Source organism: Bacillus sp. ISL-77, from assembly GCF_018613105.1.
The window spans coordinates 1-13004 of sequence record NZ_JAGGQY010000002.1; the positions used below are offsets into that span (position 1 = coordinate 1).

General features: G+C 38.9%; 13 protein-coding genes and 2 pseudogenes. 4 read left to right on the plus strand and 11 right to left on the minus strand.

The window, feature by feature from the left end; translation table 11 throughout:
• From J7E77_RS00085 to J7E77_RS00100, 4 genes and pseudogenes are all read right to left on the minus strand, one after another.
• The coding region (locus tag J7E77_RS00085; protein WP_214711492.1) for an aldehyde dehydrogenase family protein at positions 1–1036 on the minus strand (1036 nt) is incomplete at its 3' end.
• A 541-nt stretch (positions 1037–1577) separates the two neighbouring features.
• Positions 1578–1658 (minus strand): annotated as a pseudogene (locus J7E77_RS00090) (HAD family hydrolase); the annotation flags it as partial.
• A 138-nt stretch (positions 1659–1796) separates the two neighbouring features.
• A pseudogene (locus tag J7E77_RS00095) lies at positions 1797–2286 on the minus strand (SDR family oxidoreductase).
• A gap of 114 nt (positions 2287–2400) precedes the next feature.
• Positions 2401–3105 (minus strand): class I SAM-dependent methyltransferase, encoded by a 705-nt coding sequence (locus J7E77_RS00100; RefSeq protein WP_214711494.1) that lies wholly within the window; start codon positions 3103–3105, stop codon positions 2401–2403.
• A gap of 428 nt (positions 3106–3533) precedes the next feature.
• On the opposite strand from J7E77_RS00100, the gene arr reads away from it, so the two are divergent.
• Positions 3534–3950, plus strand: coding sequence for an NAD(+)--rifampin ADP-ribosyltransferase (arr, locus tag J7E77_RS00105; protein WP_214711496.1), 417 nt, complete (start codon positions 3534–3536; stop codon positions 3948–3950).
• A gap of 333 nt (positions 3951–4283) precedes the next feature.
• On the opposite strand, the gene xerA is transcribed toward arr, so the two are convergent.
• On the minus strand, positions 4284–5219 hold the full coding sequence (gene xerA, locus J7E77_RS00110; RefSeq protein WP_214711497.1) for a site-specific tyrosine recombinase/integron integrase: 936 nt from the start codon (positions 5217–5219) through the stop codon (positions 4284–4286).
• A gap of 258 nt (positions 5220–5477) precedes the next feature.
• On the opposite strand from xerA, the gene J7E77_RS00115 reads away from it, so the two are divergent.
• Both J7E77_RS00115 and J7E77_RS00120 read left to right on the plus strand, forming a co-directional pair.
• On the plus strand, positions 5478–5882 hold the full coding sequence (locus tag J7E77_RS00115) for an Rrf2 family transcriptional regulator (protein WP_214711499.1): 405 nt from the start codon (positions 5478–5480) through the stop codon (positions 5880–5882).
• 75 nt (positions 5883–5957) lie between these two features.
• Positions 5958–6863, plus strand: a complete 906-nt coding sequence (locus J7E77_RS00120; protein ID WP_214711501.1) for an NAD(P)/FAD-dependent oxidoreductase — start codon at positions 5958–5960, stop codon at positions 6861–6863.
• 177 nt (positions 6864–7040) lie between these two features.
• Here the strand turns inward: J7E77_RS00120 and J7E77_RS00125 are convergent, their stop codons facing one another.
• A complete protein-coding gene (locus tag J7E77_RS00125) occupies positions 7041–8306 on the minus strand; it encodes an MFS transporter (protein ID WP_308160328.1) in 1266 nt (421 codons plus the stop codon).
• Between the two features lie 328 nt (positions 8307–8634).
• Here J7E77_RS00125 and J7E77_RS00130 point away from each other — a divergent pair, with 328 nt between their 5' ends.
• A complete protein-coding gene (locus J7E77_RS00130; protein ID WP_251026556.1) occupies positions 8635–8889 on the plus strand; it encodes a YkvA family protein in 255 nt (84 codons plus the stop codon).
• 170 nt (positions 8890–9059) lie between these two features.
• Here the strand turns inward: J7E77_RS00130 and pqqE are convergent, their stop codons facing one another.
• The 5 genes from pqqE to J7E77_RS00155 are packed head-to-tail and all read right to left on the minus strand — an operon-like array spanning position 9060 to position 12487.
• Positions 9060–10217 carry a pyrroloquinoline quinone biosynthesis protein PqqE gene (gene pqqE, locus J7E77_RS00135; protein ID WP_251026555.1) on the minus strand — a complete coding sequence of 386 codons (1158 nt, stop codon included), beginning with the start codon at positions 10215–10217 and terminating at the stop codon, positions 9060–9062.
• Complete coding sequence (gene pqqD / locus J7E77_RS00140) at positions 10189–10536, minus strand: pyrroloquinoline quinone biosynthesis peptide chaperone PqqD (protein WP_308160329.1); 348 nt, start codon at positions 10534–10536, stop codon at positions 10189–10191. Before pqqD ends, pqqE begins: the two co-directional genes overlap by 29 nt.
• Positions 10537–10575: 39 nt before the next feature.
• Entirely contained in the window at positions 10576–11325 is a 750-nt protein-coding gene (pqqC, locus tag J7E77_RS00145) for a pyrroloquinoline-quinone synthase PqqC (RefSeq protein ID WP_214711506.1), read from the minus strand.
• Between the two features lie 2 nt (positions 11326–11327).
• Complete coding sequence (gene pqqB, locus J7E77_RS00150) at positions 11328–12251, minus strand: pyrroloquinoline quinone biosynthesis protein PqqB (protein ID WP_214711791.1); 924 nt, start codon at positions 12249–12251, stop codon at positions 11328–11330.
• Positions 12233–12487 (minus strand): hypothetical protein, encoded by a 255-nt coding sequence (locus tag J7E77_RS00155; protein ID WP_214711509.1) that lies wholly within the window; start codon positions 12485–12487, stop codon positions 12233–12235. The genes pqqB and J7E77_RS00155 overlap by 19 nt, the downstream gene beginning before the upstream one ends.
• Positions 12488–13004: the final 517 nt, after the last annotated feature.

The following is a 13004-nucleotide window of genomic DNA, read 5'->3' on the forward strand; positions in this document are numbered from 1 at the left end:
TTAATCCTTGAACAAAGTCAGCAGACTGTATATCAATTAACGGGACAACCGTGCTGCCGTCTTCTGGTGAGCCAACCACCAGTTTTTCAATTTCTTCTTTTAAAATCGAAGCAAGCTCGTCCGCAACACTGTCATGAACTAATACACGTTTAATAGCTGTGCAACGTTGACCGGAATAAGAAAACGCACCGCTGATAATATGTTTCGCCGCCTCGTGTAAATCAGCGTCTTCACGCACAATACCAGGGTCTTTCCCGCCAAGCTCAAGTACAAGTGGAATCATTCCTGCTTTTTTCGCTAAACTAATGCCAGTATTTGTCCCGCCTGTAAAGGAGATCATATTAATACCTTTATGCTCAACTAAGTAATCACCAATGACAGAACCACGACCTGTCACGATATTGACAAGACCTTTTGGAAAGTTTGCTTTGTGAAGAGCCTCAATCATTTTAATACCACTAATAGCTCCTTGTGTAGCTGGTTTAAAGATAACTGCATTACCTGAAATGAGTGCCGGTGCTAATTTAGCAGCAGCTAAATTTACGGGATAGTTAAACGGAGGGATTGCTAGTATTACTCCTAGTGGAACACGTTCAACAATAGCAATCTTAGATTTAGATCCGCCTGGGAAGCTATCTCCCTTCATACTTTCACCATGCATATGCATTGCTTCTTCGACCGTATAACGAATGAAATCCGCAGTACGTACGACTTCATTCTTTGCATCTTTCAAACTTTTTCCTACTTCTTTCATAATGATTTCAGCAATTTCATCTTGCATGTTCACTAATTCATCTGCCCATTTATACAAAAACTTTGCTCGTTTTTGAAGGGAAGTTTCTGCCCAAATTTTTTGTGCCTCATGAGCAAAATTAATTGCCTTATCTATCTCTTCTATCGTAACCGCCTGTACTTTTCCAATAACTTCATAAAGATAAGGTGAAGTGATTTTAATAGTTTCACCAGACTTACTTTCTCTCCACTCCCCATTTATATAAAAATTGTAAGCTTTTAAAGATAATACGTTTATCGACATAATAAATCCTCCTTTAAGTTTTTAATATATTTTGAATAAATTGTAACATAATGGATTGGGACTTAATTTGTCCCGTGTAGACATAAAATGTCCCGATTGGTGTAAAAAAAATTCTTCTTGTTACTTTTTTATTCTTGCAAGATCAGTCATTCCTTCATTGGGACCACTTTAGATTATATTTTTTTAATATTTCAATTTTTCCATTTCCACAAAAGATTGGAAGTCTACAAAAAATATTATGGATCATATTAAGAAAAATTAAAATAGTTTCTACAAAAAATATCAAAACATTACAAAAATAGACAAAATTCAACCATTATAAATCCTAACTATTCATAGATCCTTAATTCATAAATATTCTTTCCCCTTTATCTCAGATAATTTATCTATGACGAGTTTTTGAATGAAAATTTCACGAATCTAGAACTTAGACCACCTATGTTTTATAGTTGAGATAACGCCTTTTAACGGAATAACATCTGGGCTTCTATCAGTTTAAATTTTTGATTATTAAAGGTAATTCCGCAAAATCATCTACTATTTGATTATCAATAAACTTCTTAACTGATTCGTCCCGATTTAACAAAGTTCCATCTAAATCAAATATCACAGCCTTAATCATTTTGCATCCTCTCCCAAGCAACATAATTCTTTTTTATTTCTTTATCATTAACCTAAATACCTTCTTCAAAAATCTGTCTCAAATACAAAAAAGGCGCTCATTCTAATGAATCGCCCCAATAGCTTAACAACTTATTGACTATTTATTTGTGAAGCCGCCTTCTGAGATTATTCGCTGTTCTGTAATCCAGCCTGCTTCGTCACTCACTAAGAAGGTAATCAGTCTTGCAGCATCCGCTGGCTGCCCTATTCTCACCATTGGGAACATTGGCAGCAAATGGGACTTAACAACATCGTCCATCCAACCACTGTCTGTTGGACCAGGATCAACAGCATTAACAGTTAAAAGTTTTGTCTGCATAATCAAGAATCTCATCAGCAACATTTGGGTCAGCTAAGTCAGCTTCCATGTGGGAAGTTTTTATACCTAATCCTACTAGTTCTTTGCTTAGTTTATTCTCCCAATCTCTATCCTCGTCATAACTTTGAGTTCTGTCGAAAGAACCCCAATGTGTAAAGAGAATATCAGCCCCTTCTAAGGCTAATGCTCTACAAATTGCTGTTCCTATACCACGTTCACGACTAGCACCAGTAACGATTGCAACACGTCCCTTAAGTTTTAAACCCATTAAAATATCAGCCTACTTATCCATCCCAAATATAAATGTTAACGATAAGCGCCCGTTAATTGAGCAGGCTTATTTAAATGAAAAGGACAACGTTGAACGTTGCCTCCTTCTTTACTACCCTTTTTTTATTTTTAACATCGAATTAGCATTTACCTGAAATTCATATGGCACTTTAACTTCTTCGACTCTACATCCATTGCCAACGAGATAGCTTATTAATTTATCTAAATGTTCATATCGTTTTCCTTCCAAATCAACTAAAGGGAAAATACGAATTTCCTCTTTAGTAACCCTCAAAAACTCATTTAGCGTTTTTATATGAAATTGGTAATCTAATCGGTCAGCATACATAAATAGAAAATGTGCAGAAAGAAGAATATCAAATTCTGCATCCTCAAACGGCAAAGAAGGTAAAGTGACGGGAACATATCTTTCACTCGATTCCCTCATATCTTTGGCACAATCTTTTAAGGCACTTAAACGATGTTTTTTAAGGCCTTCTATATCTTTAAAATAATCCCATATATAATTTCCTTGTGCTTTTTGCATATGCTCCATTGCGTGTTCAATATCCTGGAGACCTTTATTTTTAAGGTCTTCAATCGAATGATAATACGCAATATCACAAGCTGTAACATCTAAACCTGATTTATTACTAACAGCAGTAAACGAACAAGCTCCTGCTGGACAATCGAGTATTTTCTTTCCTTCTAGTTCTTCCTTTGAAAGTGAAAACAAATCCAAATACTCTTCAAAGGTTCTTCCAATAAATATAATTCGTTCTAAATCTAATTTTGTACTCTGCTCAACTCTACTCAACTAAACTCACCTCTTACAATAAAATTAGATATATATTATCACAGTCAATTGGTAATGTTAACCTTTTTTCCTTATTAACCTGCACCGTTAATTGATTAATTTAGAACTTCGATTCACTTTCTAATAATTCCTTCTCTTATTCAAGATAATGGCCCTAAAATGAAAATAAGCGCTGATCCTTGTTCAAGAAAAGCGCCCGATTGCTTAATATCACTTTTAAAATACAAAACCACATGTCAGTCCACAAAACCCCCAGCAACCAAAAATGTTGATTGCTAATTTAAACCTAAATAATAGGTAATTATCGTTCGGTATTATTCTTTCTACTTACATTATACCATTATTTACAAATTACTTGTAGACTACTCTTTCTAAAATTAACATACTATAGTTATATATAAATCTAAAAATATGAGGGGTGTATCAGTATGAATGACAAAAAAGATGTCTTAGATAATGGTCCTTTTTTTCATGGTACTAAAGCAGAACTAAAAATTGGGGATTTATTAGAACCACAATACTTATCAAATTACCAAGATAAAAAATCTAACTATATATATTTTACTGCAACATTGAATGCTGCTAAATGGGGTGCTGAATTAGCAAGATCTAAATCAAAAGAAAGAATTTATATTGTAGAACCATTAGGTGATTTTGAAAATGATCCGAACTTAACTGACAAAAGATTTCCTGGAAACCCAACACGTTCTTATAGGTCTAAATCTCCTTTGAAAATAATAGCCGAATTAAGTTCATGGGAAAGACATTCCGACGAAGAAATAAATCATATGCTTACATCTTTAAAAAAGTTAAGTGAACAAGGAAAAAATGTAATATACGATTAATCCTTAAAATCGGGCTTTGGTAAACGGTTTAAAATGCGGAATGGAATCAATCTCATGAACCAATTCAATGAGTAACATGGAACTTATAATCTAGTACATATCGTTAGATGGAGCGCGGAAGCAGGGAAACTTGCACGTTTCGTGTGGAGCTGGGGAAAAGCCGGAGATTACATCAAACGCTTACCTATTACTGACGATAGGCTTGCATGCCTGATGAAACAACGGCTTCAGCCTTTCAAGACCAATCATGCCCACTGAGGCTCCAAGTCAAGCTTTTAAACGCTTATCTACTGTTACATGTAAACAATGATAAAAGATGCACCATATCAATGTTTAGAAACGAATACTGAATATAATGGCCCAATAACAAAAAGACACGCATTCATACATGGGTGTCTTGTTATATATTGAAGTTAATTTATTTAGCCTAAAATATTTACTGTAAAAATCTTGTCTCAACTTTCCACTCAGTTGTGCATATATTTTGGTGGTTTCACTCTTCTCATGGCCAAGCAGGCTTTGGATCACTTCAAGTGGTGCACCGTTGTTCATCATATGTGTAGCATAGCTGTGGCGTAACTGATGTGGATGTATACTCTTTTTTATGCCGGCACGGTTCGATATTCGTTTGATAATATATCGTAAGTTATCAATACTCATCCGCCTTTTTGGCCTTCGTTCCGTAATAAATAAACAAGGCTCTTCATCATCTCGTTCATCTAAATACCTTTTTAACCAAATGGAGCAACGGGTATTAAAGTATACTTCTCTTTCTTTATCACCCTTTCCGTGTACAATGACTGTATTCGACCAAAAATTAATATCATCGCGATTTAATTTTACAACTTCTCCAATACGGCAACCAGTTGAATACATAAACTCAAATAGTGCATTCTCCATTGTTGTATGACATGCTTCTCTAAGATGTTCAATCTCCAGGTCTGAAAGGAATTTTGGAATTCTTTTACCCAATTTTGGCTCTTTTAATTTAACAGCAGGATTCTTTGGAATATATCCTTCTTCATGTGTCCATTTGAATATTGACTTAATGCAACGAACCCTATGCCCTAAACTAGATGGCTTCAAGTGATTTCCTTCCTGTACTAGATATTCTTTTAGTTTCTCAGTAGTCAATTCACTCATATCCATATCACCGAAGAACCGTAATAAAAGATTATATTGAAAACAATATGTTTTTAATGTAAGGGATGAATATCCTTCTATTCTTTTATCTTGTTGATATTTTTTCCACGCTTCGGATAATAACATAATTCTTTCACTCTCCTACTGTATAAATCCATTAATCTAGATTCTATTATGTTCAAGGAGCGTTGATTTTATACTCGAGATATTCAATAATCGCAAGCTTAGATATTTTTTTCAAACCTAAAGAAACTTTTTTATACAAGAAAAGGACCCTTTTCTTTACATAGGAAAAGCGCCCGTTTGTTGAATAAACTTAGTATTTGACATTAAAAACTCAAGTAGATATTATAGATATATTAAATCCACAATAGGAGTAACAATATGAAGTTAACAAAAGCTACGAACTATGCTCTTCACACAATGCTATTATTAGCAGTTAATCCACCCTATGAGCATATTGGTGTGGCAAAATTAGCTGAACGCCAAGAAGTTTCAACGACATATTTATCTAAAATACTAACAAAGTTAGTAAAGTCGGGTATGATTGAATCTGTCTCAGGTGCAAATGGTGGTTATAAATTAAAACCGGGTTGGGAAGAACTTTCATTACTCGATGTTATAAAAGCTATTGAAGGTTTGACGCCTATTTTTGAGTATTGTCTCAGCCATAATCCTGATTGCTTAATTCAGAAAGCGATCGAATCAGCCGAGGAAAAGCTTTTAAATGAATTGAATCAAACACGTATAGTTGACCTGGCTAACAAAATGAATGAGAAATCTATATAAATAATGATTTCTTTTATCTAAATTGTAGATATTAAAACTCTATAATGTATGTTATACAAGGAGGAAAATAATTTTATGAATAAATATGATTGTATTGTAATTGGTGCAGGACCTGCCGGATTAAGTGCAACCTTAACTTTAGGGAGAGCGCGTAGAAAGATTGCCATATTTGATAATGGAACAAATCGAAATCGTGTAACGCAAGAGTCACATGGGTTTTTAACAAGAGATGGAATTAAACCACAAGAATTTAAAAATATAGCCATTAAAGAATTAGAATCTTATCCTTCTGTTGCCATTTTGAATGAGACAGTTATTAAGGTATATAAAGATGTTCAAAAGGATTTATTTTTAGCCAATACATCGAACAATACATCTTATATAACAGAAAAAATACTTCTAGCTACCGGTATACAAGAAGAATTTCCCTTATCACAGATTAGACAATATTATGGTAAAAGTTTATTCAGCTGTCCATATTGTGATGGTTGGGAGCTGAGAGACAAGCCGTTAGCTATAATTGCAGAAAATAATGAACACATTATTCATATGACTAAATTGGTTTTTAATTGGTCGAAGGATTTAATCGTTTTTACTAATGGTCATCAACTATCCAATAAAGTGCGTAATGATTTTGAAAGTAAAAAGATTAAGGTTTATACAGAAGTTATTAAAAACTTACATGGAGATAATGGCAACTTAGAAAGTATTGAATTAGAATCAGGTGAAAAAATTCTAAGAAGTGGTGGCTTCGTAGTTCCAAGTTTTTATCGCCCAAATAAATTTGCTGAACAATTAAATTGTCAGGTTGATGAAAACGGAGGAATTATCACAGACGGTGCTGGGCGAACAACAGCAAATGGGATATATATTGCAGGCGAAACTGAAAAGGCAGGACCCTCTTCTTTGATGATTGCTGCAGCCGACGGCAATAAGGCTGCTTCAAGCATAAACATAGATATAACATTAGATAGATTTTAAAATGTAAGCTGATGAGTTATAAATGCAAACTCATCAGCTTTTTTATTATGAGGTCTAAAAACTTAAAAGACTTACTCCATTAAATGACCCGTTTGTGGAATAAAAAGTGCAATTGAACCTGGCTCCTTTTTGTTGAAAATGTATAGCTTAAAATTCCTCAATCCTAAAACCCTAACATCACCCCGATGAAGCATGGGATTTCATTCGAATTTCGTAGGTGCTGAAGACTTTTCCATATAAATAAGCAAAACTAAATTGTAAACCGGAAGCTATGTAAAAAGGCAGGGCCAGTGAACCCAATCCAAAAAGATAGCCGGTGAAATACGGTCCAATCGATATGGGTAGCCTTATTGAAAAGATATTGATGCTTGATGCGAAACCACGGCGCATGTCACGAGTCAAACTCACACTCAACGCTTGCTGTGCCCCTTGTGTACCTCTGTTTAAAGCCGTCCGAATGATATACAAGACAGAAACAAGTGCATAGGACGATAGTAAGGGCATCAAAATCAAAAGCAGGCTTGCAATGAAACGAACCAGCACAATGGACCATATTGTCCCGTGTTTGTGTGATAATCTTGCTTGTAAAACCGAGGTAACACCTGTCGCAAAAAACGTGGCAGCCAATGTGCCTCCAATCTGGATACTGCTTACCCCGAATTTAGCCGAAAACCAATAAGACATCATCGGTCCCGTAAGCCCAATGGCAATCCCGTTAAGGATGTTAATCGCAGCCAGCTTTAAGACCGCAGAATTTTCTTCGCGCAGGATTCTCTTTTCCTGATTCCCTGACTCCTCTTTTATATATCTTGGTTGTTTATCAATTTTTCCTTCCCGAATGGTTAAAATGATTGACGCGGTAAAAAGCGATAAAACGAAGATAAAGAAGAATATAGGACGATAGGAAGAGACTCCCGGAAGGTTATGATTCCATAAGGCCGTGATCCCTGCCAGCACGGCACCAACCGCCATTCCGAAAAAGCTAAGAGCATTATTCAGACTGTATACCTTTCCACGCTCTATTTTTGGGATAAAGGCCGCCAGCCAAGCCTGCTCCGCCGGGGCACACAGACTGGGAGAACCTGCGTCCGCTTTCCCAAAACCTGAAAGTGTGATTGCAATAAATAACAAAATAGTATCTGTAGATAATATCCCAGTCAACGCACATCCGGCTGTTAATAGTTCAGAAAAAAGGATAAAGGGTTTTCTCCCCAATCGATCGCTATAAATACCTATGAGTGGGGCTAGTCCTACACCGAGCAAACCTCCGGCAGCAAGCACACTTCCAATCGCCGCCGTGCTCCAACCCAGTGCAGCGAGGTATAGAGACAAATCAACAACCAGCATGCCTTGTCCAATACTTCGTATGGCATTGACCAGCATTAGTTTTCTAGCCGCCGGATGAATTTGTCCAGCTCCTATATCATCTTTCTTACCAAACACAAACTTCAACTTTATCACTTCTTTTCTATTTTTCTTACATGCAATTTTAATAAATATGGGGTGATATCGATAAACCGTGGGTTATTGTTACTCTACTTAAAAGAGTTCCAAATCATCCTGTCATTTATGCACAGCCATTACGGTTTACCTATAAAGGAAACATCACAATGTGTGTGCATAATGTCTTTAGAAAACACAAATAGCGGATACAGCATAAGATGTTTAAAATGGTGGTGTTGGAAGCAAAATAATGCGAAAGGAGATTGATTAAAAACGAGGATAGTTTATTAGAGAGGGAAGGAAACGACATGGTTAAGCAACCAAACAAATGGAAGGAATTATACAAAATCTAAAACAAAAAATCTATATCCTGTATCTGGCATACCGTCATCCGAAAACACCATGGTATGCTAAAGCATTTTCACTATTAATAGTTGCCTATGCATTAAACCCAATAGATTTTATCCCAGATGTGATTCCCGTATTAGGTTATTTGGACGAAGTAATTCTGCTTCCCTTGGGGATTTTAGGAGCATTCACTCTAATACCGAATCATATCATGTATTGCAAGAATGTCGGGTGACAGCAAGCCAAGCCCCTAAAAGGCTGCAAAAAAATTGGACTGCAGCGATTATCATCCTTCTCATTTGGATTAGTCTCGCGACATCGATTCTTTTCAAATGGGTTATTTGAAAAGAATCGATAAAAAAGGTGCCAAAGGTTATGTATGGGTCCCCCTATAGCACCAAATTTTCATTGCTTATTTTTTTTCCGCCTTTTTGATACAGGTTTTTCTGTAATATGCCTTCGATAGATCATTGGTGATGATTGTATCATGGGGTTGCTATTGGCCTCTTGTATAGCCTTTTCAATCAGATGATGTTTTGGCGCCCATTGGCAGACTGGATCCGTCGCATATGCATCCCCAGTTAATGCAAAAGCCTGACAACGGCAGCCACCACCGTCCTGGTGTCTTAGTTCACAGGAAAGACAAGGTTCGGGCATCCATGCATCACCGCGGAAACGGCTAAAGGACTCCGATTCATACCAAATATGCCTTAAAGACGCCTCTCGGACATTTTCAAAAAATAATCCTTCAATTATCCCAGCTGTGGGGCAAGGAAGGACAGCCCCGTTAGGTGCTACCGTAAGACCGATTGCGCCCCATCCCCCCATACAATGCTTAGGTGCCGATGCGTAATAATCAGGAATGACCCAAATGATTTCCATTTTTTTCTCAAGCCGAGTTTTAGCAGATTCATAGATTTCACGGGCACGCTCAATCTGATCCCTGCTTGGCAGCAGCCGCTCCTGATTAAGCAAAGCCCAATTATAATACTGCGTGTTCGCCAGCTCCAGACGTTCAGCTCCCATTTCCTCAGCGAGTTGAATGATCTCATTTAAATAATCAAGATTCATCCGGTGTAACACGACATTTAATGACAAATGCAATTCGGCCTTTTTTACCGCATTGGCAGCTTCCCGTTTCTTCTCAAAGGCTTTATACCCGCCGATGAGGTCGGAAAGCTTCGCTTCCCCGGCCTGGAAGCTCACCTGCACATTTTCTATACCAGCCTCTTTGATCCGGGCTGCCTTTTCGGTTGTTAATCCTATGCCACTTGTAATGAGATTGGTGTACATTTCTAATGAATTTGCGTGGCGAATCAGGGCCTCCAAGTCGTCGCGTATGAGTGGTTCCCCACCGGAAAAGTGAACTTCCACCACTCCCAAATCGGCAGCCTCCGACAAGACACGGTACCAGTCCTCGGTTGAAAGTTCCATTGCCTTCGAAGCCATTTCTATCGGATTTGAACAATATGGACAATGTAAAGGACAGCGATGAGTTAACTCTGCAAGCAGCGAGTATGGGGGTTCAACCCCATTATTGCTCATTGTTATCAACTGTGTCATGCTTATGGATCACCACCCATCCTTGATCCTCCATCTCCCGAAGAAACTCAGAAATGTCTGCCTCCATCATTTTCAAATCGGGCAACGAACCTGTACTCATTGCTTCTGTGCCTGCCTGCAGTGAAGTCCTTATCTTTTCGGTGATGGTGTGAACCGTTCGGCTCCCATCACATAGAGTAAGGATAGATGCGGCGGTTTCGTTTAAGACCAAAACCTTTTCCGGTAACAATAGGAGATGCTTCTCTCTTACCTTATCAAATTTTAGTCGCGCTTTTACTGCAAGGTTTGGAACGCTGCTAGCTAAAATTGGCTCCACCACCAATCATTTTATTCTCCTGGCTAAAGCCAAAACTATCAATCACTCTTTAGGGGGAAAAGCTTTTTCAATGGCATCAAGCTGCACCCATAACACATCACACTTGAATCGTAAAGCTTCGACAGCCCGCCGTTGGTCTTCCGGCGTTTGACAATAGGTCAAAACAAGCTTAAGGGCAGTATCCGAGTCACGCGGTGCTTGCGTCAAGCGATTTTGAAAATAGTCCATGCCTGCACTGTCTATCCACGGATACAGCCGCTCAAGTACCTTAATCCGCTTTGAAATTAGATCGGGTGAAAACAATTCGGTTAACGAGGAGGCAACAGCTTCAATCCACGGTTTTGTCCGCGCGAAGTGAACATAGGCATCTACGGAAAAACGAACGCCCGGCGCGACTCTGTCTTCCCGTACTATTTCTTCCCGGGACAAGCCCACAGCTTCTCCCAATTGCAGCCAGGCTTCAATCCCTCCATCTTCCCCCTGTGTACCGTCATGGTCAATGATTCGCCCAATCCATTCACGCCGAAGCTCCCTTGACGGAAGGTTCGACAAGATGGCTGCATCTTTAATCGGAACCGATTTCTGATAGTAGTATCGGTTGGCCACCCAGCCGCGGATTTGTTCTCGGCTTAATTTCCCCTGGTGCATCGCCGTATGAAAAGGATGTTTATCATGATAGAAAGAATGCCCGACTTCCTTTAATCGCTTTGTGAATTCTTCCTTCGTCCAAAGCCTTTCACCTTTTATATACAGTATCTTTTCTTGGCTTACTGCCCCACCTTGTTCCAGCATGATCACACCTCCACTTCCATACCGTCATAGGCAATCTCAAAACCAAGTCGTTCCAATGTATCCCTTTCTATAGAGCCCTTCCTTAGAATAGGGTTGCTGTTATTAATGTGGATCAGGATTTTTCGCTCAGCTGGGTATAATGCTAATTTTTCCGCGATCCCTGATTGGCCACTAATTGGTAAATGTCCCATACTTCTTGCGCTTCGTTCCGTTGCCCCCATTTCGACCAATTCATCTTCCGACCAAAATGTTCCGTCGACCATCAAAATATCAGCTTTCTTCAAGCAGGCTTCTATAGCTTGAGAAATACTTTCTAATGTAGGAAAGTAAGCTAGACATCTGCCGGAACTTTCATTATGAAGAACCAGCCCGACCTCCCAAAAATCCTCTGGGGAATCATCCTCCTTGTTCGCTTGTGTATAAAGCGGCGGTTTTCTTGAAACTGGGACCGTCTCTACGATTATTGCCTCTTCACCTAAATGTCCTACCCGCTGCCTGAAATCAGGGCTAAGAGGCTGCCATTCCCATGAGCAATAGTTTTTTAGCATCGGTAACACCGGAAAAGATGATTGCATACACTTTTTTACAATTTCGGTTCCATAGATAGTTAAACAAGAGCCCTCCCGCAGTGATAATAACCCAATCGTATGGTCGAGCTCGGCATCGGTTAAAATTACTCCGGCTAGAGGTGTTTCTCTTATTCCAGGACCCGGATGCAGCGAGGCAAATGATTCAATCTGTTTCGGAACATCCGGGCCCGCATTGATGAGGTACCAATCCTTTTCATTGGCACTTATCGCAAGAGAGGATTGTAACAATGGCCTTAGTGCCTTGTTTCCTTTCCGAACATCATGACAGTTTGGACAAGCGCAATTCCACTGTGGGAATCCCCCTCCTGCCGCTGTTCCTAAGACTCTAATTCGAATTTGGCTTCAGTCCTTTCACCGGAGATTTGAACATCGTTGTTACCATTATCCCGCCGTTTTCCAAAGAATTTTCCAACCTGCCACCCAATTGCAATATTGGTCAGAGCCATGAGGGGATAAAGCAGATAGTCTCCAATCGGTTCAGGGGTTAGGAGATCAACGACCAACCATCCTCCAGCAGCTGCACACCCAATAATCGCGCCTTTCAATGATTTTAAGTAACGGTTCATTCTCATTTGCACATCCTTCGTGGATTTGGTAAACCGTTTAAAGCATGCACAAGAGGCAAGTAGTGTCTGTGCTACTTACCGACGTAGGAATACATCGTCACCTCACAAGATGTATTGATCACTTTGTACTCAGGCTTCACCCACATGTTGTCTGCCCCCTTTCATGACACTAACAATTATGATCATCTTTCGTGGAGTGATTAATTATCCCTTTCAAATTTATCTTATGTCGGTGGAAACCTCAAAATAACTAGAACTTCGACTTGAAGTTGTCCTAAATTGTTACGAAGTTTTGCAATATATAGCAAATAGGGACAAGAATTATGGAGGCATACGCTAAGAAAAGCGCAAGCGCCTTGTTCAGCCCCGACAAGCGCTGGAGGACCTGACGGTGAAGTCGTTCTTTGACTTCAACGGCAGGTATGAAGCGACCTCGAGGGGCTAGGCGCTGGAGCTGGACAATTCTCAAAGTCGAAAACTTTATACTTTCTTTTTAAAAAAACCTGAGTCCAAATGTTGTTGG